Source organism: Cereibacter azotoformans, assembly GCF_021391315.1.
Classification (GTDB): Bacteria; Pseudomonadota; Alphaproteobacteria; order Rhodobacterales; family Rhodobacteraceae; genus Cereibacter_A; species Cereibacter_A azotoformans.
Genome location: NZ_CP090023.1, coordinates 119,568 through 142,491, shown reverse-complemented (window position 1 = coordinate 142,491; position 22,924 = coordinate 119,568). Strand labels below are relative to the sequence as shown.

Genomic DNA, 22,924 nt, shown 5'->3' with positions numbered 1-22,924 from the left:
TGAATGGTTGCACGCCAAAGACATGGCCGGAAACTTTGGCGTCCATTTGCGATCCCGGGACCTCCCCCTATCAAGAAACCCTGTTCCTTGACATTGCGGAGACCCCCATGACCTCCGGACAATTGATCCCGATCATCACGGCGTTTTCCGCATCCGTCCTTACCGCGGCCCTCGTCGCCTGGACACGCGACCATCACATCGCCCTCGTCCTGCGACGCAACGACCTCCGCGCCGTCCAGGCAAGCCACTGCACCCCCACACCCCGCCTCGGCGGACTGGCGGTCCTCGCAGGCCTTGCCGCGGGAGCGCTCCTGGCATCACACGATGACGCGCACCTGTGGTCCCTCATCCTCGCCTCCGCAGCCCCCGTGGCCCTGGCCGGCCTCGCCGAAGACCTGGGCCTGCGCATTCCGCCCGCCGGCCGCCTCGCCGCCGCCGCCCTCTCCAGCCTGGTCGCGGTCATCACCCTGCAGCTCTGGCTCGCCCGTCTCGATATCCCGGGCCTCGACCTCCTCATGGCCTGGTCCGCCTTCGCCATCCCCTTCAGCATCTTCTCCGTCATGGGCGTCTGCAACGCCTTCAACCTCATCGACGGAATGAACGGTCTGTCCGGCTTCACAGGCGTGGCCACCGCCCTCGGCCTCGCAGCCGTCGCCCTGCAGGCCGAAGACCCGGGCCTCGTCTGGATGGCGCTCCTGCTCGTCTCCGCCCTGGTGGGCTTCCTGATCTTCAACTACCCCCAGGCCCGGATCTTTCTCGGTGACGCCGGCGCCTATGCGCTCGGCCACCTGCTGGCATGGGTGGGGATCCTGTCGATCTCGCGGATCGACGAGCTGACCCCCTGGGCCGTCCTGCTCATCTTCTTCTGGCCCGTCGCCGACACGCTCCTCGCCATCTGGCGCCGACGCACCGCCGGGCGCCCCTCCGACGAACCCGACAGGCTGCATTTCCACCAACTCGTCATGCGCGCCCTCGAGATCCTCATCCTCGGACGTCAGGCCCGCCGCGTCGCAAATCCCCTCACAACCCTCATCCTGCTGCCCATGATCGCGGCTCCCATCGCAGCAGGCGTCCTCCTCTGGGACCAGCCCCTCGCCGCCTTCGCGGCCCTCGCCGCCTTCGGCGCCCTCTTCATCGCCACCTACATGACCGGAATGACCCTCGCCGCACGCCGCGGAAGATACCTCCCCTCCCTCAGGGCGCGCATCCGGGCCGCCAACGCTCCCTGGATGACCGCGCGCACCCAGGAGGCCCGCGGCGAACTCGATCTCGAGGAAGCCGGAGAGCGCGCGTGACCTGCCACCAGAACCTCCCCGACACCGCCCCCTGGTACCTCGTCCAGACAAAGCCGAACGCCTTCCGCATCGCCGAACGGAACCTGCTGAGACAGGACTTCTCCGTCTTCTCCCCGACGCAGAACCAGACGAAAAAACACGGAACCCGCTTCCGGCACACCGTCCAGCAGCTCTTCCCGGGCTACCTCTTCGTCCGCTTCAACCCCGAATTCCCCCAGTGGCGCGCCATCAACGCAACCTACGGCGTCTCACGTCTCGTCACCTTCGGAAACATCCCCAGCCCCGTCCCGCACGCGCTCATCGCAGGCCTGCGCCAGAGATGCGCAAACGACGGAACACTCCTCCCACCCGAGCAGCTCAACCTCGGCGACCGCGTCCGGATCATCTCCGGCCCCTTCGCCGACTACATCGCAACCGTCGAGCAGATCGAACCCGACAAACGCGTCTGGATCCTCCTCGATATCCTCGGTGGACAAACAAAAACACAAATCCGGATCGCGGCGCTGCAAAAAGCAGGATAGGCTCGCACCCTTCCCCGACCTGACATCGGCGACATGAGCCGGCACCGCCGAGCCCGTAGCGGGAGGGCGTCCACCTCATCCGCCTCCCTCGCGTTGCCGGCCTCCTGCAAACCGCGCCAGATGTCCGGGACCTCACGCCACCGCGGACACCCGACAGGCATCGCTGAAGGGCCAGATCACGCCCCGAGGAAATCGCGGACAAAGTCGGTCCGGGGCCGGGCGCGGATGTCGGCGGGGCGGCCGACCTGCTCAATGCGGCCCATCGACATGACCACGACAAAGTCGGCCAGCTCCATCGCCTCCTCCTGGTCGTGGGTGACGAAGACCGTGGTCAGGCCCGTCGCATCGTGGATCTCGCGCAGGCCCTGGCGAAGCTCCCTGCGGACGCGGGCATCGAGCGCGCCGAAGGGCTCGTCGAGAAGCAGCATCCGGGGCTCGATGGCCAGCGCGCACGCCAGCGCCACCCGCTGGCGCTGGCCGCCCGACAGCTGCGCGGGATAGCGCGCGCCGATGTCGGGCAGCTGGATCAGCTCGAGCAGCCGGTGCACGCGGCGGTCGATCTCGGGCGCGGTGGGCCGGGTCCGGCGGGGGCGGGCACGCAGGCCGTAGGCCACGTTTTCGAACACCGTCATGTGCCGGAAAAGCGCGTAGCTCTGGAAGACGAAGCCCGCGCAGCGCTCCTGCACCGTGAGCCCGGTGGCGTCCTGCCCGTCGAAGAGCACCCGCCCCGAGGTGGGAAACTCGAGCCCGCCCAGGATGCGCAGAAGCGTCGTCTTGCCCGAGCCCGAAGGGCCGAGCAGCGCGATCAGCGCCCCCGAGGGGATGGAGAGGCTCACGGGATGGAGCGCCGGGGTGGGGCCGAAGCTCTTGGCGATCTCGTCGATCTCGATATGCACGGGCCTCTCCTCAGCGGCGGTGGGTGGCGGCCAGCTGGTCTGCATGGCGCCATTCCAGGGTCGATTTCAGCGTGAGAGTGACGAGGGCCAGAAGCGCCAGAAGCGCCGCCATCGCGAAGGCCGCGACCGAGAGATATTCGTTGTAGAACATCTCGATCATGATCGGCATGGTCGTGGTCTTGCCGCGGATCTTGCCCGAGACGACGGCGACGGCGCCGAACTCGCCCATCGCGCGGGCGTTGCAGAGCAGCACGCCGTAAAGCAACGCCCAGCGATGTTGGGCAGCGTGACGGTCAGGAAGGTGCGCCAGCCCGAGGCCCCCAGCGTCAGCGCGGCCTCCTCCTCGGCGCGGCCCTGTTCGGTCATCACCGGGATCAACTCTCGCGCGACGAAGGGGAAGGTGATGAACAGGGTGGCCAGCACGATGCCGGGGATCGCGAAGACTATCGGCAGGCCGTTCGCCACCAGCCAGCCGCCCAGAGCCGAGTTGGCGCCGAAGAGCAGCACGAAAGACAGGCCCGCCACCACGGGCGAGACCGAGAAGGGCAGGTCGATCAGCGTGATGAGCAGCGCCTTGCCGCGCCAGTCGAACTTGGTGACCGCCCAAGCGGCGGCGTTCAGCGGCACCGAGACGGCCGCCACCGTCAGCGTCAGCCGGATCGCCGCCTGCGCGTCGCGGCTGCCGAGCGCGGCAAGCGCCAGCGCCACGCCGTCCTTCAGCGCCTCGATGAAGACGATGGCCAGCGGGGCCAGCACCAGCAGGGCCAGCACTGCGAGCGTGCCGAGGATGAGCAGCCGGCGCAGCCAGACGGGCTCGGCGGTGGCGGGAAGGCGCAGGGAGGGGGTGTGGCTCATGGCTCAGACCGCGCCCATGCGGCGGCGGCTCCAGATCTGGAGGAGGTTGATGGCGAGAAGCAGCGCGAACGAGATGCCGAGCATGGCCAGCGCGATCGCCACCGCGCCGTCATAGTCGAACTCCTCCAGCCGGATGATGATGAGAAGCGGCGCGATCTCGGTCTGCATCGGCAGGTTGCCGGCGATGAAGATGACCGAGCCATATTCGCCGACCGCCCGCGCCAGCGACAGCGCAAAGCCCGTGAGCAGCGCCGGCACCAGCATCGGCAGGATGACCCGGACGAAGGTGCGCGCGCGCGAGGCGCCGAGCGTGGCCGAGGCTTCCTCGACCTCGCGGTCGATCTCCTCGATCACCGGCTGGACGGTGCGGACCACGAAGGGCAGGCCCACGAAGATCAGCGCGATCCAGATGCCGCCTCGGTATAGGCGACGCGCAGCCCGAAGGGGGCGAGAAGCTGGCCGAGGGGGCCGTTGGGCGCGTAAAGCGCGGTCAGCGCGATGCCGGCCACCGCGGTGGGCAGCGCGAAGGGCAGGTCCACCGCCGCATCGACGAGGCGGCGGCCGGGGAAGCGGTAGCGCGCCAGCACCCAGGCCAGCGCAAGGCCGAAGACGAGGTTGAAGAGCGCCGCCACCAGCGCCGCCCGGAAGGACAGCGCCAGCGCCGCCCGAACCCGCTCGCGCCCCAGCAGGGCCGCGATCTCGGCCGGGCCGATGGCGGCGCCGCGCCCGAGCAGCGCGCCGATCGGCAGCAGCACGACAAGCGACAGAAGCGTCAGCGTGATCCCCATCGCGAGGCCGAAGCCCGGCAGGGCCGAGGGCGCCTTGAGCGCGAGCGGGCGCATGGTCACCTGGCCTCGTAGATCTGGTCGAAGATGCCGCCGTCGCCGAAATGCTCGGGCTGCGCCCTGACCCAGCCGCCGAAATGGCCGATGTCCACCAGCTCCAGCTCGGGGAAGCGCTTCACATCCCCGGGCGCGGCCTGCGAGGCGTCCCAGGCGCGGTAATAGTGCTTGAAGGCCAGCGCCTGGCCTTCGGGCGAATAGAGGAAGTCGAGATAGGCGGTGGCCAGTTCGCGCTGCGCGTCCGAGGCGATGTTGCCCTCGACCAGCGCCACCGGCGGCTCGGCCAGCACCGAGACCGAAGGCACCACGATGTCGAACCGGTCCTCGCCCAGTTCCTTCAGCGCCAGCCAGGCCTCGTTCTCCCAGGCGAGCAGCACATCGCCGAGGCCCCGCTGCGCGAAGGTGGTGGTCGCGCCGCGCGCGCCGGTGTCTAGCACCGGCACATGGGCGAAGAGATCCTGCAGGAAGGCCCTGGGGTCCCGACCGTTCTTCTCGGCCCAGGCCCAGGCGGCGAGGTAGTTCCAGCGCGCCTCGCCGCTCGTCTTGGGGTTTGGGGTGATGACCTGCACGCCGTCGGCCACCAGATCACCCCAGTCGGCGATGCCCCTGGGATTGCCCTCGCGGACGAGGAACACGATGGTCGAGGTGTAGGGCGAGGAATTGTGCGGCAGCCGGCCCTGCCAGTCGGCCGGAAGCTTGCCGGATCTTTCGGCGATGGCGTCGATGTCCGAAGCCAGCGCCAGCGTCACCACCTGCGCGCCCAGCCCATCGATCACCGCGCGGGCCTGCGCGCCCGAGCCGCCGTGGCTGGTCTCGATTTCGGGCGCCTCGTGGCCCTCGGCCTGCCAGCGGGCGGCGAAGGCTTCGTTCACCTCGCGGTAAAGCTCACGCGTGGGGTCGTAGCTGACGTTCAGCAGCGTCTCGGCCCGTGCGGGGCCCGCCAGCGCCACCGCGAGCGCGACGCCTGCCACGGCGAGGCCGTGAAGGGGGGTGTGGAAGGTCATGATCCGCTCTCCTGGCTTGAGGCGGCCACCTTGCGGCCGGCCCGCGGCAATTACGACAGGATAAGTCGTGTATTGCAACAGAAATATACAGTAAGTCAGTCGTGTTTGGCGGGCGAGGGGAATCGCCGGCCTCGCCCGAGGGGCGAGAGTCCCCCGGATCCGGATTTTTCAGCGGGTTACGGAAGATTGCGCCCCGGCCCCGCAAGGCTGGCGATTCCTGGAAAACAGGCAGAACCGCCGCCGCTCCTCAGGGGCCCGTGGCCGAATCCGCGCCCGAGGGACCGGGCCGGGTCGGGGCGGCGAGGATCTGCTCGGCCGCGGCCGGCACCCCCACGAGGTCGGCCAGCGTCAGCGAGTCGATCAGCACGAGATAGGACCAGAAGATCTCGGCAAAGACCTTGCGGATCCGGCAGGAGGCCTCGTCGGTGCAGTCGTCGCACTTCTGGTAGGAGCGGCGCGAGAGGCAGGGCAGCGGCGCGATCGGCCCGTCGATCATCCGCAGAAGCTCGCTCAGCGGCACCTGCGCCGGTTCCTTGACCAGCAGAAGCCGCCCGAGCGTCCGCGGGTGCTGGCGATGTAGCCCGCATTGCGGATGTCGAGCAGAATATGCTCGAGAAACCGCTTCGGCGTGCCCGAGCGCTGCGCGATATCCTCGATCCGCAGCGGACGCTGCGCGCTGTTGCGCTCCTCGGCGAGGACCATGAGGGCCTTCAGCGCATATTTCATCTTTTGCGTGATCATGCGCCCAAGCTAGGGGGCGGGCGGGGCCATCACAAGAAAGATCCGGCGGGTCACCGTCTTGCGGGCCGAGGGGCAGGGGGAATGGGGGGCGCTGCGCCCGCCGGGCGGCGCCCGGTTCAGGCCCGGTTCAGGCCTGACGCTTGGCCTGGCTGCGGAACAGGGCGAGGGCGCGGTAGATGTTGCGCCGGGCCTCGGCCATGCGACGGGGGCCGGGGGCGGTGGACTGCGGCTCGGTATGCTGCCAGTGGCCGCCGATCCGGGCTGTCCAGTGGTCGCCGTGATCCTCGAAGTGGAAGGGCACGATGCCGTCCACCGTGCCTTGTGCCTGCACCGGGCCGTTCCGGGTCGTGATGTCGAATTCAAGTGCCATAGTCTGCTTTCTCTTGGCGGCGCTTGCCGCATTGTTGGGCGGCAATCCACCGCCATGCTTCATCGAATGAAGGGAGTTTTCGCTCGGCTCCCGCAGCGGGGCCGACAGGCCGATCCGGGGGAGACCTGACAGGATATAGGGCCCCGATCCGCCACTTCAACCGGCGGAGGGCAGGGGCGGGGGGCACGGGTGGCCGGCGCCGGAGGGTGCCTCCTCCCCCGGCACGCGGCAGCAGGAAGTCGCTCGCGGTCAGCCGGTCCACATTGGCCACGAGGATCTCGAAATCCGCCCGCCCGTCGCCGGTCACGTCGGCCCGCACCAGGATGTCCGGTCCCGTATCCACGCACCAGACCGACCAGGCGCGCGCCGTGCCGCCGCTGAAGGTGAAGGCCTGGTCGCCCGCCGCGGGACGGGCATCGATCGGGCGCAGGTCGATGTCGTCGATCCCCGAGATGAAACTGCGGATCGTGTCATGGTCCTTGCCCGGCCGACTGTCCGCCACCGAGCGGAACAGGAAGACGTCGCGCGCCCCGGTCGGCTCCGCCCAGCAGCAGGTCGCGCCCGGCGCCGCCGCGGATCAGGTCGGCTCCGGTGCCGCCGTCGATCCGGTCCTGGCCCGCCCCGCCGAAGAGACGGTCGTGCCCGCCGCGGACGAGGATCGTGTCGTCGCCCCCGTGGCCGCGGACGAGGTCGGCCATGTTGGACAGGTCGAACCGGTCGTTGCCACCCAGAAGCGAGCGCATGATCGCCATGTCGTCCGTGGTCGAGCGAGTCAGACCGGCCTTGTAGAGCGAAACGGCCGGCACCGAGGCCCGTTCGATGCCCCAGCTGCATAGTAGCCGTCCGAGAGTACCGCCTCGATATAGCCCGTCACCGTTCCCCCGGTGATGTGGCCCGTCACGGAGGAATAGCCGATCGACCGGCCGCCGAAGAGGCTGCCGTACTCCTCGCCGCCGTGGGACCAGCCGGCCGTGAAGATGTCCGTATAGGTGATGCCGTTGAAGGTCTCGTGATGTTGTCAAAAATTCGGCGCCGAAGCCGAAGCGGTAAATCCGGTTTAGATCGAGCTGATCCATGTTCAGCCCGACGTTCGCGAAAATGTTTGCCATTCACTGCCTTCCTGCGGCCAGCTGTCGGCCTGGGACATCCTGCCCGCCCCGAACCCCTTCGTCGATCAAGCGGGCATATCTTCGTCCGGATCTGGACGGGTGCGTGTCGAAGTTGCGTCGCCTTTGTGGCGCGCCCGCGGCGTCCGCGCACGATCTTCCGGAACGGCAGCCCCTCGCTCTGGCAGGTGGGACATCCTGGCCCCGGCCCTGCGTGACATGGTCACTGACGCGGCGGTGGTGGCCTGTCTATGAGAGCCAGCCCCGGTGCCCTTCGGGAGGGGAGGATCGCTCGGCCTCCGGGGGCGACCGAGCCGCCATTCCCGCCGGAGCGGGACAAGGAAAGACCAGGACCGATGAGCTACAAACAGAAGATCGACTACATCCGCGACGAGCTGCGCGCGCTCTACAAGGCCGCCCCCGAGCAGACTCGGGGCTTCGGAGCCCTCTCGAAGGCGGTCAAGGAGAGCGGCGTCCTCGGCCACAAGGAGAAGGAATTCGTGGCGCTCGGCATGGCGCTGGTGCAGCGCTGCGAGCCCTGCATCGTGCTCCATGTCGAGGCGCTGATGAAGGCCGGCGCCAGCCGCGAGGAACTGGGCGACGTGCTGGCCATGGCGATCCAGATGAGCGGCGGGCCCGGCATGATGTATGCGGCCAAGGCCCTCGCCTGCTGGGACGAGCTGGCCGCCGCAGGCTGACCGGCCGCGCCGCGCCGCCAGGAGCGGCCGCCCTCCGCGCAGGCGGCCGGCCTGAGCCGACCTCGGCCCTGCGGGATCAGGCCGGTCCATGAGGGCGGCTTGGCGCGGCGCCTGCCACCCCCCCCCCTCAGATGCCGAACCCCACCTGCCAGATCAGGAAGGGCACCGCCGAGAGCGGGATCAGCGAGAAGAGCACGAGCACCCCGTCCCGCGTCAGCAGGCCGGCCGCGAAGAGGGCGATGGCGGCCGAGGCGACCGAGCCCGAGGTGGGGATCACCTCCATGAAGGGCATGACGAGCGTCAGCACCAGGATGCAGGCAAGCGGCAGGAAAAGCCAAGGCCGGTGCACGAGGAAGGCGAGCCGCTTGCCGATGAAGCGCTCGATGAAGCGCAGCGGCTTGCGCAGCCACGAGATCCCCTTGCAGAGCATCCGGCTCGATATCCGTCGCCGGGTGATGAAGCCGGGCAGCCAGACGCTCTTGCGTCCGACGATCATCTGCACGGTCAGGATGAAGACCACGACCGCCACGAAGGCGGTGATGCCCGGAATGGCGCTCGCCGGCGAGGTGGAGATCAGCGAGAAGACCAGCATCAGCGAGGCGAAGGAGCGGTCGCCCAGCCGCTCGATGATCTCCTGCACGGCGATATCCTTGTCATGGACCGCCCCCTCCAGCTCATCCAGAACGTCGCTTAGCGCCCTCGTGCGTTCGGCCATGTCCATCCTCCGGCTTCCCGCAGCAACGGCCCCGGACCGGACAGGGTTCCTGCGCCGGCGCCGCCGGCATGGTCCGCGGCGGTCCAGCCGGCCCAGGCGGCGTGATGCTCGACCGAGCAGAGGATCTGCATCTTCGCCTCCATCTCCCACAAGGCGCCGGGCACGTCGGCCGGGGTGAAGCGCGCGACCTGCGCCCCGTCAAGGGGAGCCGTCACGCCGGCAGATCTCGCGCCGCCGTTCAGCGGAGGATGCTTTGCGGTGATGCCGCCGCGGATGTCGCCCATGGCCTCGGCGTCGATGCGGACAGCATCGACCTCTTCCACGAGCAGCAGCGGGACCGTCCGAAGGTTTCGAGACCCTCTAGCCCTATCCTTCCATTATCTGGTCGGTGAGCATTGCATGCAGATACTGGCCGTAGTCGTTCTTCGAAAGCCGGTCCGCCATCTTCTTCAGCGCATCGGCGTCGATCCAGCCATTCGCGTAGGCAATCTCTTCGGGGCAGCCGGTCTGCATGCCCTGCCGCTTCTGCAGCGTGCGCACAAAGTTGCCCGCATCGAGCAGGCTGCCATGCGTGCCGGTGTCGAGCCAGGCAAAGCCGCGGCCCATGCGCTGAACGTTGAGCGTGCCCTCGCGCAGGTATATCTCGAGGAGCGAGGTGATCTCGATCTCACCCCGTGCCGAAGGCTTGAGGCTGCGCGCCAGTTCCGGCGCCCGGGCATCGAGGAAATAGAGCCCGGTCACGGCATAGTTCGAGGGCGGAACCTCCGGCTTCTCGATGATCTGGGTGACGCGGCCGGCCTCGTCCATCGCCACCACGCCATAACGCTCGGGGTCGGCGACGTGATAGCCGAAGACCGTGCCGCCGTCCGCCTTCGCATCCGCCCGTGCCAGCAGTTCCGGCAGACCGTGGCCGAAGAAGATGTTGTCGCCCAGCACCATGCAGGAGGGGGCGCCGGCGAGGAAATCCTCGGTCAGCGTGTAGGCCTGGGCGAGACCGCCCGGTTCGGGCTGCACCACATAGCTGAGGGCGATCCCCCACTGGCTGCCGTCCCCCAGCACGCGGCGGAACTGGTCCTGGTCCTGCGGCCTGGTGATGATCGCGATCTCGCGGATGCCGGCCAGCATCAGCACCGAGAGCGGATAGTAGATCATCGGCTTGTCATAGACTGGCATCAGTTGCTTGGAGACGCCGATGGTGACCGGATAGAGCCGCGTGCCCGAGCCTCCGGCCAGGATGATGCCTTTGCGAGTGGTCATTCGGAAATCTCCTGAAGATCGGCCAGAACGCGGGCGAGGCCCTGCCGCCAGTCGGGGCGGTCAAGGCCGAAGCGCGACAGGGCGGAATTGTCCATGCGGGAATTGGCCGGGCGGTGGGCCTTGGTCGGATAATCCGAGGAGGGGATGTCCTGCACCCGGCAGGGAAGATCCGCCTGGCGGAAGATCTCGCGGGCGAAGTCGGCCCAGCTCACGTCCGGGCCGCCCGAGAGATGATAGGTGCCCGACAGTTCGGGCCGCGCCGGAAGGCTGCGCGCGATGGCAAGGCAGGCGCTTGCGATGTCGGCCGCGGGCGTGGGGCCGCCCACCTGGTCCATGACCACGCTCACCGTCTCGCGAGCAGCGCCGAGGCGCAGCATGGTCTTCACGAAATTCGCACCATGGGCCGAGAAGACCCAGGAGGTGCGCAGGATCGCATGGACCCCGCCGGCGGCGCGCACAGCCTCTTCGCCGGCAAGCTTCGAGCGGCCATAGGCGCCGAGCGGGGCGACCGGATCCTCGGGCTGCCAGGGCCGGGTGCCTTCGCCGCTGAAGACATAATCGGTCGAGATATGGACGAGGGGGATGCCCAGTTCCGCGCAGGCCCGCGCCATGGCGCCGGGGGTCTCACCGTTCACCACCGTCGCCTGGGCCTCCTCGTCCTCGGCGGGATCGACGGCCGTCCAGGCGGCGGCGTTGATGACCGCCTGCGGCCGGGCGTCGAGGATGGCCCAGGCGCAGGCATCCGGATCGGCAAGGTCGGCCTCGTCGCGGCCGAGGAAGCGGGCTTGCGGAGCCTGCCGCGCCAGTTCCGTGGCGACCTGTCCGGTGCGGCCGAAGATGAGTAGGGTCATGCGGAAAACACCCTTTTCGGGGCCATGGGCAAGTCCTGCGTCAGATAGGTTTCATCATAGGTTCCGTCTGTCCAGGCGCCGAGGTTCAGGCCGGTCAGGCGGGCCGTTTCGCGGATGTCGTCATGGAAAAGCGAGGACAGCCAGGACAGTTCGGCCGTGGCATCGACGGCAAGGCCGGAGGTTTCGACCGGCACCACGCGTTTCGGGCCCAGGTCGTCCGGGAAGGCGCCATCCGCTCCCAGAAAGCCGGCCAGGGCCTGCAGGACGGCGGCTTCCTCCTGATACAGGTCTTCCATCCGGCAGAAGAAGATGCTCTGCCGCGGGAAATGGGCCAGCAGCCGGGCAATCTGGGGCGCATAGAAGCCCCGCTCGACATAGGAGAACACCTGGGGGGCCGCGCGCACCCGCGCACGCCCGCGCTCGGAGATGGCCTCCGCGAAGGACAACTCCTCGGTGCGGCGGACGAATTCCATCTTCCAGTGCGACAAGGCCCTGTAGGCCGGGTGCCGCAGGCTGACGATGATCTTCGCCTCGGGATTGTAGCGCGCCACCCGCTCGATCGCCTGCGGCCAGTACATGTAGATCGGCGTGGCTTCTCCCCAGAGCCGGTGATCGCTGGCCGCGGGGAAATGGGCCGACAGGTCCGGGATGTCGCCGGAGGTCCAGTCACGGCGTTCGTCATCAAAGACGTGCAGTTCCTTTGGCTTGGCGCAGCAGATGGCCGGATGGCGAGCAAGCTTGGCCGAAAGGGCGGTGGTTCCGCCCTTCTGCGTCCCGACGATGAAGAAGTCGAGACGCTTCACGGCCGCCCTGGCTGTCACGCCCGGACCCCCAGCCGCTCGCCCACGCCCGAGCGGTCCTGCAGCGCGCGCCACCAGGGCTCGTTGGCCAGATACCAGTCCACCGTGTGCTCGAGCCCCTGATCCAGCGTGACGGACGGCCGCCAGCCAAGCTCGGTGCGGATGCGCGTGGGGTCGATCGCATAGCGCAGGTCGTGCCCCGGACGGTCGGTGACGAAGGCGATGTGGTCGGCGTAGGGCGTGGCCTTGGGGCGCCGGACATCGAGGATCCCGCAGATCTTGCGGACGATGTCGATGTTTCGCGCCTCGTTCTCGCCGCCGATGTTGTAGCTGCGGTGGTTCTCTCCCCGCGCCAGCACCGTCAGCAGCGCATCGGCGTGATCCTCGACATAGAGCCAGTCGCGGACGTTCTTGCCCTTGCCGTAGACCGGGATCGGTTCCCCCGCGAGCGCCTTCAGGATCACCACCGGAATGAGCTTTTCCGGGAAATGGAACGGCCCGTAGTTGTTCGAGCAGTTGGTCAGCACGTAAGGCAGCCCGTAGGTCTCGCCCCAGGCGCGGACCAGATGGTCCGAGGCGGCCTTGGACGCCGAATAGGGCGAGTTCGGCGCGTAGGGCGTGTCTTCGGTGAACCGCCCCGTCTCGCCCAGCGTGCCGAAGACCTCGTCGGTCGAGATGTGGTGGAAACGGAAGTCCTGCGGCTTTCCCTGCCCTGTCCAGTAGGCCCGCGCGGCTTCCAGCAGCACATAGGTGCCGCGGACGTTGGTGTCGATGAAGGCGCCCGGCCCGTCGATCGAGCGGTCCACATGGCTTTCGGCCGCCAGATGCATCACCGCGTCGGGGCGATGGGTGGCGAAGACCCGCGCCATGGCGTCCGCGTCGCGGATGTCGGCCTTCTCGAAGGCGTAGTTGGGGGCATGGGCGACGCTGGCCAGGTTCTCGAGGCAGGCGGCATAGGTCAGGCAGTCGACATTGACGACATGGTGGCCCTTTGCCACCGCCTGCCGCACCACCGCCGAGCCGATGAAGCCCGCCCCTCCGGTCACGATCAGTTTCATGGGGTCAGGCCTCGTAGGTGAAGGGGCTGGTCCAGTCCGCGAAGCGCGGCGCATGGGCGTCCTTGTCCGACAGGACCGCGGAGGCCGGGTCGATCCCCCAGTCCACGCCGAGGTCGGGATCGGCGAAATGCACCGCCCCGTCGCAGTCGGGGGCATAGACGTCGGTGGTCTTGTAAAGGACGACCGTTCCGGGCTCTCGCGTGACGAAGCCGTGCAGGAAGCCCTTGGGCACCAGAAGCTGGCGGGCGTTTTCGGCCGAAAGCTCCACCCCCACCCATTTCCCGTAGGTGGGCGAGCCCACCCGCACATCGACCGCCACGTCGAGGATCGCGCCATGGCCCACGCGGACCAGCTTGTCCTGCGCGTGCGGCGGCGCCTGGTAATGCAGGCCGCGCACCGTGCCGACGGGTGCGCTGATCGACTGGTTGTCCTGCACGAAGTCGAGGTCGATCCCGAGCCCCGCAAGCGTCGCCCGGTTCCAGGATTCGCAGAAGCTGCCCCGCGCATCGCCGAACACCCTCGGCGTCAGGATCAGCACGCCCGGCAGTTCCGTTTCTTCAACCTTCACCTGAAATTCCCCTGCTTTGAATCGCCCGCTGGATAGCAACTCGGCCACATCCTGTCCACGCCGGGTCGCCTCAGATCCGGCCCAGCACCGCGGCCAGCCACAGCGACAGGCTGCCCGGCAGGCCCTGCCGGTAAAGGCCGATCCGGTTCAGGCGGCGCAGCCGGCTGAGAGGGCCGGCGCGGCGCAACGCCTCGAACTCCTCCAGCAGCCGCCGGTTCTCGGGCGTGAAGCGATGGGCCGAGGCGCGCAGCGCGCGGATGTTGATCGAGTTCCACAGCCGGAACCGGCCGCTCAGCATCATCATCAGCCGCCGGTTCTTGGCGGCCAACCCATGATTGGCCCCGATCAGGTTGCCGCCGTGCTGGCGATACAGCAGCAGCGGCACCGGATCGAAGATCACCCGCCCGCCGGCGCCCGAGACGATCTGGTAGATCCACCAGTCATGCACCACGAGGCGGCCAGGCTCGCGGCTGGCCTCGGCCAGAAGCTCGATCCCGCCGCGGTTCAGCATCATCGTGTTGCCGCCGGCGATGTTCTGCACCAGCGCATGGCGGAAGCCCGGCGCGCGCTGGGGCAGGGGATAGGGCCGGCGGTTGCCCAGATCGGCGTCGCAGATCCAGCTCGAGCCGCCATAGAGCACCGGCAGGTCCGCGGGCTCATTGCGCAGGGCCTTGGCGCCGCGGGCCAGCTTGTCGGGCAGCCAGACGTCGTCCTGGTCCGACAGCGCCACCATGTCGATCCCCTCGGGCACCTGGCCCAGCAGATGCAGGAAATTCCGCGCCGAGCCCTGGCAGGGCCCGTCGATCAGCCGCAGATCGAGCCAGGAATGGCGGACGGCGAAGGCCCGGACCAGCTCGCGCGTGCCGTCGGTCGAGCCATCGTCGCTGACGATCAGCATCGCCGGACGCAGATGCTGGGCGGCAAGGCTCTCCAGTTGCTCGTCGAGGTTCGCCGCCCCGTTGTAGGTGGCGAGCAGGATGGCGATCCGGGGAGGATGGGACTCGGTCATGACTCTCCTATAGCGCCGCGCTGCGGCAAGGGCAGCATCGTCCGGCTCCTGCCCGGCACGGATGCAGCCGGGCAGGGCCGCGTCGGCGGATCTCGGCCGGTGCCGCATCGGCCCCATGAATGCCTTGGGGTCGGCGCGTCGCCTGCGGCACGACAGGCATCGGCTTCAAGCTGGAGTCAATCACCAGCCCCCGCTTCAGCGAGGTGAGAGTGGGGCCTCCCAGCACCCTTGCGCAGCCAGGGCGGAAGAGCCCCCTGCATCATGCTCTCGTGGTGCTGGATCGCCTTCTCGATGCGGTCGTAGTAGAAGAGCTGCCCGTCATGGAGCACGGCGCCCGAGGTGCAGAGCTTCTTCAGCAGCGGCATGGCATGCGAGACGATCACCGCGCCGCTGTGCTCCAGCCGTTCGCGCAGGATCGCATTGCTCTTGGCGCTGAAGGCCGCATCGCCCACCGCCGTCACCTCGTCGATGAGGTAGGTGTCGAAGGGAATGGCCATGGACATGCCGAAGGCCAGGCGTGAGCGCATCCCCGAGGAATAGCTGCGGACCGGCAGGTGGAAATGCTGGCCGATCTCGGCAAAGTCGCGCACGAACTCCACCATAGCCTCCGTGTCGACCCCATAGAGCCGGGCGACGAAGCGGACATTCTGCGCCCCGGTCAGTTCGGGGTGGAAGCTGCCGGAGAAGCCCACGGGCCAGGAAATCGTGCCGCTCGAGAGGATCTCGCCCTTGTCGGGCAGCATCGTGCCCGCAAGCATCCGCAGGAGGCTGGACTTGCCAGCGCCGTTGCGCCCGAGAAGCCCCACGCTCTCCCCGGAGGGGAAGATGAAGTTCAGATCGCGCGCGACCACCTTGCGCGTCCCGTTCAGGACATAGCTCTTCGAGACATTGCGCAGTTCGATCATGGGCTGGCCTTTCGCGCTCAGCGCCGGTCGCGCACGCTGTAGTAGATCAGCATCCCGATTGCCCAGACGAGCAGCGTGAGCCCGCCCGTCATCAGCGCCAGAAGCCCGCGCTGGGGATAGAGCGACTGCTGGGCGAGCGTGGGGCTGACATAGGTTGCCAGGTAGCGGTTCATCCGCTGGGCTTCGGCGATCGCCGCATCATGATTGGTCAGCGCCGCCACATAGGCGTTCTGGGCAAATTCGAGATCGACGCTCAGCCGCTCATATTCCGCAATCAGCGTGGAATAGGTGCTTGCCTCCGACCCGCTGCCGGTGCCGCCCATGCCGAACTTCTCGCGTTCGCGCTGGATCAGCTCCTCGATGACCGCGATGCGCCGCTCGTTCTGAGCGATGCGGGGGTCGTTCGGCTGGGTGGTCTGGCGCAGCAGGTTGATGTCGATGCTCGCCTCGGCCAACTGCTGCTGGAGCGTGTTGAGCAGGCCCATCTGGGCCTGAATGTCGGCGCTCGGATCGACGATCTGGGTGCGCGAGCGGAATTCGGTCATGGCGACGCGCTGGTCGCGCAGGCGGTTGACGGCCTTCTCGAGTTCCTCGAGGGCATAGCGGGTGGCATCCGAACGCGCGATGGCGGAGAGATCGTTGATCATCCGGGTTGACTCGTCGAGGATCGCGGCGGCCACGGCCTGCGCATCCCGAGGGGCGAAGGCATGGACCCGCAATTCGATCAACCCAGTGTTGCTGTCGTAGCTGATCCGGACCATGCGCCGCCAGTACTTGACCAGATCCTCTATCTGCCCATCCGGGTTGAAGGCAAAGACGGGGTCGAAGGCGGGGCGGGAGTAGATCCTGCGCAAGTCGAGCTTCTGATCGACCCGCTGCACCAGTTCCTGGCTCTGGATGAACTGGTAGAGGATGTCGGAGTCGGAGGCCGAGCCCGAGCTGCCGAGGCCGAGGCTGGCCAGACCGCCGCCCAGCATGCTGAGGGCCGAACTCATGTCTTCGGACCGAACCGAGAAGCCGACCGCCGAGGCATACTGGTCTTCGGCGACGGCAAAGAGATAGAGGCTCGCCGCAAGGGTCGGCGCCGCGACCAGACCGAGGAAGCTCGCAAGGATGCCGTGGTGGCGCAGGCGCGCCACGGCGCGGGGCGCTGCGGCCGGCACCCGGAACGAGCCCGGCAGAAGGCCGGGTCGGCCGTCCTTGCCGGCGCCCGTTCCCGCCGGGGATCCTTTCCCAGGGTTTCCGGGCGGTTTCGGAGGTGCAGAGGCCGGGCGTGGAGCCCCTCCCGGAGGCGGGGCGGGTGCCCTGACGGGACCGGGCGAAACGGGCCCCTGTCCGCCCTTCTCACCGCTGGCCACGGCTTTCTCGGGCCGCGGCAACGGCCTGAGGCGATCCGGTGTCGTAGGTCCCGGCCCTGCAGGGGCGACGAAGGGTTCGGAGGGTCGGGAGGATGAGGTCTCGTCGGCGGAGGTCGCTGGCGGCGCCGAAGGCTTGGAAGCATTCACAATGGCGGTTCCGCGGCTCGGGTCTCATCGAGGATAGTATGCCAGCTTTACACCGCCGGTTGCAAGTGCTGTTATGCGGCCTCTCCGATGCCCTCCGACTCCGGGGAGGGTGTTCGAAACGACGGAACGGTGACATGGCGCTGCTCTCTGGTCTTCTCGCAGGCAGGCGCTTCGTCTGGGGGCGCTCCGTGATCGCGCTGATGCTGCGCGAGATGGCCACGAGTTACGGCCGCTCGCCCGGCGGCTACATCTGGGCCGTCGCCGAGCCCGTGGCCGGTGTGGCGCTCCTGACGGTGGTCTTTTCCTTCGTGATGCGTTCGCCGCCGCTGGGCAACAATTTCCCGCTGTTCTATGCCACGGGCTTCTTGCCCTTCGTCTATTACGCATCGCTCACCTCGAAGCTTGGCCAAGCGATCCGCTTCTCGCGGCCGCTGCTGGCCTATCCGGCGGTGAGCTTCTTTGATGCGATCCTGAGCCGCTTCCTGCTGAATACCCTGACAAACCTTCTGGTCTTTGTGATCGTGGCGGGCGGGATCATCGTGGTCTACGGTCTCAACGTGAGCCTGAACCTCCCGGTCATCCTCGAAGCCTTCAGCATGGCCGGGGCCCTGGCCTTCGGGGTCGGCACGATTAACTGCTACCTTTTCAGCGTGGCCCCCGTCTGGGAACGGGTCTGGGCCATTCTCAACCGGCCGATGTTCATTCTCTCGGGGATCTTTTTCCTGATCGAATCCGTGCCCGAGCCATTCCGGGCGCTCCTGTCCTACAATCCGCTGGTTCATGTGATCGCAAAGATGCGCGAGGGCTTCTTCCCGACCTATGACGCACGCTTGGCCGATCCGCTCTATGTCTATCTCGTAAGCCTTGTCTGCATGTTTTTCGGCATGTTGTTGCTGAACCGCTATCACCGGATGCTGCTCAACGAGGGGGCCTGACGGCTCGGGTTTGCGTCTGCCGGAGGCTGTTGCTAGGAAGCGGCGGACAGTCTGGAGATGGCCATGCCCGACATTCACCGCCTGCTTCGGTTCGCCCGGATCATGGTCCTGACGCCCACGGAGCGCCGCTATCTCCGGGCGATCCGCAAGAGCGGCCTGTTCGACCGCACCTATTACCGGGGGGCCTACCCTGGTCTGAACGCGTTCTACCTGAGGTTTCCCGAGAAGCACTACATCGCCTACGGCGAAAAGCTGGGCTACCGGCCCAATCCGGATTTCTCGCCCGATGCCTACCTGCGTTACAACCCCGAGGTGGCCACGGCCGGTGCGCCGCCCTTCCTGCACTATGTGCGGATCGGCCATGCCGAGCGGCGCCTGACCAAGGAGTTGCCCGAGGTCATCTCGCTGCCGGCCCGGGACATGCCCCAGGTCCGCTTCGAGCATGAACGACCCGTTGCTCCCTATGCCGTGGTGGTGCATGTCTATTATCCGGACCTCTGGCCGGAATTCGCCGACCGGCTGCGCTGGCTCACCATTCCCTTCGACCTCTACGTCACCCTGACCCATCGGGGCGACGAGACCGAGGAACTGGCGGCAAGGATCCGCGCCGACTTTCCCGGCGCCTTCGTCACGCCGCTGCCGAACCGCGGGCGGGACATCCTGCCCTTCGTCACCCTGCTCAATGCGGGCGCCTTCGAGGGCTATCGCGCGGTCTGCAAGTTCCACACGAAGAAATCGCCCCACCGGCAGGACGGCGACATCTGGCGGCGCCACCTGATCGAGGGGATCCTGCCCGAGACCGGGCTCGAGGAGAAGCTCGAGGCCTTCGTGGAGGACCCCGCGGCGGGCTTCTGGGTGGCCGACGGCCAGCATTACACCGGCACCGAATGGTGGGGCTCGAACGTCGAGACCACGCGCCACCTGCTGCAGCGCATCGAGATCCCGCTCGACCGCGAGGCGCTGTCGTTTCCGGCGGGCTCGATCTACTGGGTCAAGCCGCTCGTGCTGGGGCTTCTGCGCAGCCTGCAGCTCCGTCTCGAGGATTTCGATCCCGAAGAGGGACAGGTCGATGGCACCCTTGCCCACGCGATCGAGCGGGTTCTGGGCTATCTCACCACCCGCGCCGGACAGAGGATCCTGCAGACGAGCCAGATCCGCCCCGCCGCCGCGAGGCCCGCGAAGCCCGCCTTCGTCAGCGCCTTCTACCTGCCCCAGTTCCATCCCGTTCCCGAGAACGACGCCTGGTGGGGCAAGGGCTTCACCGAATGGCGCTCGGTCGTGAAGGCCTCTCCGATGTTCGACGGCCATCTCCAGCCCATGCTGCCCGCCGACCTTGGCTTCTACGACCTGCGCGCCACCGAGGTGATGGGCGAGCAGGCGCGCCTCGCACGCTCGGCCGGGATCGACGCCTTCTGCGTCTATCACTACTGGTTCGACGGGCGCCGCATCCTCGAGGCGCCGATCGACCGGCTGATGGCGCGGCCCGAGATCGACTTTCCCTTCTATCTCTGCTGGGCCAACGAGAGCTGGCGGCGCAACTGGGACGGGCTGTCGGGCACCGTGCTTCTCGAACAGACCTATGCCGAGGGATTCGAGGAGAAGCTCGCCGCCGATACCGCCCCCTATCTGCGCGACCCGCGCCATGCCCGTCCCGACGGGCGCCGTCCGCGCTTCGTGATCTATCGGCCCGAGGACATGCCCGATCCACAGGCCAGCGTGGCGCGGCTGCGCGAGGGCTGGCGGCGGGCGGGGATCGGCGAGGTCGAGCTCGGCGCGGTGCGGTTCCATGTCGAAGGCGCCCATCCGGTGCCCGAGGGGCTCTTCGACTTCTGGGTCGAGATGCCGCCGCACGGGCTGGTCAAGGGGGCGGACTATCTCTTTGGCGGCCCGGAGGGCAACCGGATGCCCGCCGGGATGAACCCGGCCTTCTCGGGGCTGATCTACGATTATGCCGCCGTCGCGCGCCGGGCCCTGTCGGACACCTATGTCCGCAGTCTGCCCCGGTCCACGATCGCCGGCATCATGCCGAGCTGGGACAACACGGCCCGCCGCGGATCGGCGGGGCATGTGGCCTATGGCGCCAACCCTGCCACCTTCAATGTCTGGCTCGCAGAGGCGCTCGAACGCCGCGTGCCGCAGTCCTACCGCCGCGAGCTGTTCGTCAACGCCTGGAACGAATGGGCCGAGAAGGCCATCCTCGAACCGAGCCTGACCTTCGGCAATCTCAATCTCCAGGTGATGCGGCAGCATCTGGGAGCGAGCGATCCGGCCACCCACCCCGCGGAACCCTCCCCGCAAGACGCAAGGAACAGCTGATGGCACGGGTCGTTCTGCACATCGGAACCCACAAGACGGCAACCACCACGATCCAGGACATGTTCGCGCACAATGCGGACCTCCTGCGACAGCATGGGGTGATCTATCCGCGCCTCAGCCGCGTGGCGGGCCATCATGGGCTCGTGATGGAATGGAACAAGCTGCCCGAGATCTACGCTCTTCCGAACGGCAGCATCGAGACGCTAAAGCAACTCGCTCGCAACTATGCCAAGGTGCCGGGAACGCTGTTTCTCAGTTCCGAGGAGTTCTCGCGCGGCAAGCCGGGCGCCCGGGTGGACTTTCGAGCCGTTCGCGAACTTCTCTCGGACTTCGAAAGTGTTTCCGTTGTCTGCGTAGTGCGTGAGCAGTGGCAATTCATGCAGTCGATCTATCTGCAGGCTTCAAAGGAGCGGCAACCGCCCAGACCGTCCGCCATGGTCGATTCCGTTCTCAGGTCCGATATGACCGACGGGTTGTGGATCGACTACAACCTGCTCTATGATCACCTGCTTGCTGCCTTTGCTCCCGAAGAGATCACGTTCCTCGATTTCGATACATGTCGCCGGCATCGGGACGGGGTGGTGGGGGCCATGCTCGAGACCCTCGAATGCGGTCTTTCGGGCTCTTCCCTCAAGGTAGTGCATGATGGTTTGTCGAACGTTTCGCCTCTCGCCCTGCCGACCTTCGCCGCTTGCGTGATTACGGAGCCTGATCAACCGGCCCGCTGGGTGCTGGAATGCACAACCGGCGCATTTCGTCTTGAATATGGTGACGATGCCAAATCCTGTCTCTGGACACGCTCGGAGTTTGCACAGCTCATGGAATATGCGCGGCAGCGCAATGGGCGCCTGTCGGAGCGTCTGAAGGGGGTTCAGCCGGAATTCCGCCTGAGCGAGAGCGATCCCCACGAGGGCCGCATCCATCGTGATGGTCTCAATCTTTCGTTCTGGACCCGGAGTTGCCGCTGGATGTACCGCGCCCGCAAATCCTGAATGCCTCGGGAGTGGGCATCGCCCTGCAGGGCCATCGCATTTGGATCAGGTCGCGGGCAACTGTTTGAGAAGGCCGAGAAGAAATTCGTCATCCCACCCCGCTCGCTTCAGCTTGATCGACAGCGAGCTCTTGGCCCGGGATATTCGTCGAATTCCGCTGCGGGAGCCTTTCGTCGTTTTCTGGGAGCCTGCGATGGGAGCAGCCCGACGCGGCACACTGTTCGACCGGGTTTCGGCGTGGGAAATTCAGCCGATTTGCTTCTGTTGGGCCCGCGCCGGCGCCCTTCGCGCATCACGAGGCATCGTCCACGGACGTTTCGCAGGCGCTTGATGTTCGACGAGGCGGGGCCGCTACGGGTCGGCCCAGTGTAGCGCCATCAGTCGCGGCCAGAGCACCGACCAGAACGGTGCCCCCAAGATGGGATGGTTGCCGCCCTCCCCTGACGGCATCGCAATGTGCCAAGGTCGTGGTGTTCAACGCCACGCAGCGGAGAGGACGGCGAGATGAAGGATACGATGATCGGGGTGGACCTGGCAAAGCGTGTTTTCCAGGTTCACGGTGCCTCGATGACCGGAGAGGTGAAGTTCCGCAAGAAGCTCACGCGCGAGCAGTTCCGCGCGTTCATGGCGCAGCAGCCGGCCAGTCTGGTCGTCTTCGAGGCCTGCGGCAGCGCCAGCTACTGGGTGCGGGAGATGGAAGCGCTTGGCCATGAGGCGAAGCTGATCGCGCCGCAGTATGTGCGGCCCTTCGTGAAACGCCAGAAGAACGATGCGGCTGATGCGGAGGCGATCGTGATCGCGGCGCGCCAGCCCGAGATACGTTTTGTCGCTCCGAAGACGCTGGAGCAGCAGGCGCGAGCAGCCCTGTTCCGCGGCCGGGAGCGGCTGGTGCGGCAGCGCACCGAGGACGTGAATGCCTTGCGCGCAATCCTCTATGAACAAGGCCGCGTCTTCCCTCTATGAACAAGGCCGCGTCTTCCCGATCGGCCTCAGCCATCTCAAGCGCATGGAGGCGCTGGTGGAAGCGGAGACCTGCGATCTGCCCGCGGTGATCCGCGAGGAGTGCCAGGAGCTTCTCGCGCAGATTGCAGAGAAGACCGCGCGGATCACGGCCCGGGACAGGAAGCTGAAGGAACTGGCGGCCTCGTCGGATACGGCGCGTCGCCTGCAGACCATGCCGGGCGTCGGGCCACTGACGGCCCTTGCGGTCGAGGCATTCGGGCCCGACATGGCGCAGTTCAAGTGCGGGCGCGACTTTGCCGCCTGGCTTGGCCTCGTTCCGAGGCAGCATTCCTCGGGAGGCAAGGACCGGCTGGGGCGGATCTCGAAGGCCGGCCAGGCTGACATCCGCAGGCTTCTGATCATTGGCGCCATGACGCGGATCATGGGGCGCGCGCGCCACAAGGTTCAGGCCGAGAGCTGGATCGGGCGGATGCTGGCCAGGAAGCCCAAGATGCTGGTCGGGATCGCGCTGGCGAACAAGATAGCGCGGCAGATCTGGCAATGCTGACGAAGAACGAGGACTACAGGGATCCGGCCTCGGCGTCTGCGGCATGAGCCTCATGTCGTAGATTTCCGGTGCCGGTGCCAAGGGGGGTGTGAGAAGCCGACGATCTGAATGGGCGCAACGATCGAACAGATCTGGATCAGGAAAACCATGGTCGAACTAGGTGTTTGATCCCACG

Annotated in this window: 21 protein-coding genes and 4 pseudogenes; 7 read left to right on the top strand and 18 right to left on the bottom strand. The window is 67.3% G+C overall.

Annotated features, from left to right (window positions below; all coding sequences use genetic code 11):
• The first annotated feature begins 107 nt into the window (after positions 1-107).
• A complete protein-coding gene (locus LV780_RS20025) occupies positions 108-1,295 on the top strand; it encodes an MraY family glycosyltransferase (protein ID WP_117345212.1) in 1,188 nt (395 codons plus the stop codon).
• Positions 1,292-1,816 carry a transcription termination/antitermination protein NusG gene (gene nusG / locus LV780_RS20020; protein WP_117345211.1) on the top strand — a complete coding sequence of 175 codons (525 nt, stop codon included), beginning with the start codon at positions 1,292-1,294 and terminating at the stop codon, positions 1,814-1,816. The genes LV780_RS20025 and nusG overlap by 4 nt, the downstream gene beginning before the upstream one ends.
• A gap of 176 nt (positions 1,817-1,992) precedes the next feature.
• Here nusG and LV780_RS20015 read toward each other — a convergent pair whose 3' ends face one another.
• From LV780_RS20015 to LV780_RS19980, 8 genes and pseudogenes are all read right to left on the bottom strand, one after another.
• Positions 1,993-2,712: a sulfate/molybdate ABC transporter ATP-binding protein gene (locus tag LV780_RS20015; RefSeq protein ID WP_117345210.1), complete on the bottom strand. Its 720-nt coding sequence runs from the start codon at positions 2,710-2,712 to the stop codon at positions 1,993-1,995.
• A gap of 10 nt (positions 2,713-2,722) precedes the next feature.
• Positions 2,723-3,567, bottom strand: a pseudogene (gene cysW / locus LV780_RS20010) (sulfate ABC transporter permease subunit CysW).
• A gap of 3 nt (positions 3,568-3,570) precedes the next feature.
• A pseudogene (gene cysT, locus LV780_RS20005) lies at positions 3,571-4,409 on the bottom strand (sulfate ABC transporter permease subunit CysT).
• 2 nt (positions 4,410-4,411) lie between these two features.
• A complete protein-coding gene (locus LV780_RS20000) occupies positions 4,412-5,413 on the bottom strand; it encodes a sulfate ABC transporter substrate-binding protein (protein ID WP_117345209.1) in 1,002 nt (333 codons plus the stop codon).
• 247 nt (positions 5,414-5,660) lie between these two features.
• Positions 5,661-6,154: pseudogene (locus tag LV780_RS19995) on the bottom strand (RrF2 family transcriptional regulator).
• Positions 6,155-6,281: 127 nt separating this feature from the next.
• Entirely contained in the window at positions 6,282-6,524 is a 243-nt protein-coding gene (locus tag LV780_RS19990; RefSeq protein WP_117345208.1) for a hypothetical protein, read from the bottom strand.
• On the bottom strand, positions 6,514-7,026 hold the full coding sequence (locus LV780_RS19985; protein ID WP_117345207.1) for a hypothetical protein: 513 nt from the start codon (positions 7,024-7,026) through the stop codon (positions 6,514-6,516). The genes LV780_RS19990 and LV780_RS19985 overlap by 11 nt, the downstream gene beginning before the upstream one ends.
• Positions 6,995-7,330 carry a calcium-binding protein gene (locus LV780_RS19980; protein WP_117345206.1) on the bottom strand — a complete coding sequence of 112 codons (336 nt, stop codon included), beginning with the start codon at positions 7,328-7,330 and terminating at the stop codon, positions 6,995-6,997. Before LV780_RS19980 ends, LV780_RS19985 begins: the two co-directional genes overlap by 32 nt.
• 656 nt (positions 7,331-7,986) lie before the next feature.
• Here LV780_RS19980 and LV780_RS19975 point away from each other — a divergent pair.
• Positions 7,987-8,328, top strand: a complete 342-nt coding sequence (locus LV780_RS19975) for a carboxymuconolactone decarboxylase family protein (protein WP_117345205.1) — start codon at positions 7,987-7,989, stop codon at positions 8,326-8,328.
• A 127-nt stretch (positions 8,329-8,455) separates the two neighbouring features.
• On the opposite strand, the gene LV780_RS19970 is transcribed toward LV780_RS19975, so the two are convergent.
• The 10 genes from LV780_RS19970 to LV780_RS19925 form a co-directional block, all read right to left on the bottom strand.
• Positions 8,456-9,043, bottom strand: coding sequence for an exopolysaccharide biosynthesis protein (locus tag LV780_RS19970; protein ID WP_117345204.1), 588 nt, complete (start codon positions 9,041-9,043; stop codon positions 8,456-8,458).
• Positions 9,019-9,366, bottom strand: coding sequence for a hypothetical protein (locus LV780_RS19965; RefSeq protein ID WP_233864292.1), 348 nt, complete (start codon positions 9,364-9,366; stop codon positions 9,019-9,021). Before LV780_RS19965 ends, LV780_RS19970 begins: the two co-directional genes overlap by 25 nt.
• A 43-nt stretch (positions 9,367-9,409) precedes the next feature.
• Positions 9,410-10,300, bottom strand: coding sequence for a glucose-1-phosphate thymidylyltransferase RfbA (gene rfbA / locus LV780_RS19960; protein WP_117345203.1), 891 nt, complete (start codon positions 10,298-10,300; stop codon positions 9,410-9,412).
• Positions 10,297-11,151, bottom strand: coding sequence for a dTDP-4-dehydrorhamnose reductase (gene rfbD, locus LV780_RS19955; protein WP_117345202.1), 855 nt, complete (start codon positions 11,149-11,151; stop codon positions 10,297-10,299). Before rfbD ends, rfbA begins: the two co-directional genes overlap by 4 nt.
• Positions 11,148-11,972: a sulfotransferase family protein gene (locus LV780_RS19950; RefSeq protein ID WP_181969660.1), complete on the bottom strand. Its 825-nt coding sequence runs from the start codon at positions 11,970-11,972 to the stop codon at positions 11,148-11,150. The genes rfbD and LV780_RS19950 overlap by 4 nt, the downstream gene beginning before the upstream one ends.
• Positions 11,969-13,009, bottom strand: coding sequence for a dTDP-glucose 4,6-dehydratase (gene rfbB / locus LV780_RS19945; protein ID WP_117345200.1), 1,041 nt, complete (start codon positions 13,007-13,009; stop codon positions 11,969-11,971). Before rfbB ends, LV780_RS19950 begins: the two co-directional genes overlap by 4 nt.
• A 4-nt stretch (positions 13,010-13,013) precedes the next feature.
• Positions 13,014-13,577, bottom strand: a complete 564-nt coding sequence (gene rfbC, locus LV780_RS19940; protein WP_117345199.1) for a dTDP-4-dehydrorhamnose 3,5-epimerase — start codon at positions 13,575-13,577, stop codon at positions 13,014-13,016.
• A gap of 70 nt (positions 13,578-13,647) precedes the next feature.
• Entirely contained in the window at positions 13,648-14,586 is a 939-nt protein-coding gene (locus LV780_RS19935; protein WP_117345198.1) for a glycosyltransferase family 2 protein, read from the bottom strand.
• Positions 14,587-14,762: 176 nt separating this feature from the next.
• A complete protein-coding gene (locus tag LV780_RS19930) occupies positions 14,763-15,491 on the bottom strand; it encodes an ABC transporter ATP-binding protein (protein WP_117345197.1) in 729 nt (242 codons plus the stop codon).
• A gap of 17 nt (positions 15,492-15,508) precedes the next feature.
• The gene (locus LV780_RS19925) at positions 15,509-16,654 is read right to left on the bottom strand and encodes a sugar transporter (protein WP_117345196.1); all 1,146 of its coding nucleotides are present in this window, start codon (positions 16,652-16,654) and stop codon (positions 15,509-15,511) included.
• 476 nt (positions 16,655-17,130) lie between these two features.
• Here LV780_RS19925 and LV780_RS19920 point away from each other — a divergent pair, with 476 nt between their 5' ends.
• From LV780_RS19920 to LV780_RS19905, 4 genes and pseudogenes are all read left to right on the top strand, one after another.
• A complete protein-coding gene (locus LV780_RS19920; RefSeq protein WP_117345195.1) occupies positions 17,131-17,931 on the top strand; it encodes an ABC transporter permease in 801 nt (266 codons plus the stop codon).
• A gap of 63 nt (positions 17,932-17,994) precedes the next feature.
• Positions 17,995-20,247: a glycoside hydrolase family 99-like domain-containing protein gene (locus LV780_RS19915; RefSeq protein ID WP_117345282.1), complete on the top strand. Its 2,253-nt coding sequence runs from the start codon at positions 17,995-17,997 to the stop codon at positions 20,245-20,247.
• Complete coding sequence (locus LV780_RS19910; protein WP_117345194.1) at positions 20,247-21,239, top strand: hypothetical protein; 993 nt, start codon at positions 20,247-20,249, stop codon at positions 21,237-21,239. The genes LV780_RS19915 and LV780_RS19910 overlap by 1 nt, the downstream gene beginning before the upstream one ends.
• Before the next feature lie 504 nt (positions 21,240-21,743).
• A pseudogene (locus tag LV780_RS19905) lies at positions 21,744-22,796 on the top strand (IS110 family RNA-guided transposase).
• Positions 22,797-22,924: the final 128 nt, after the last annotated feature.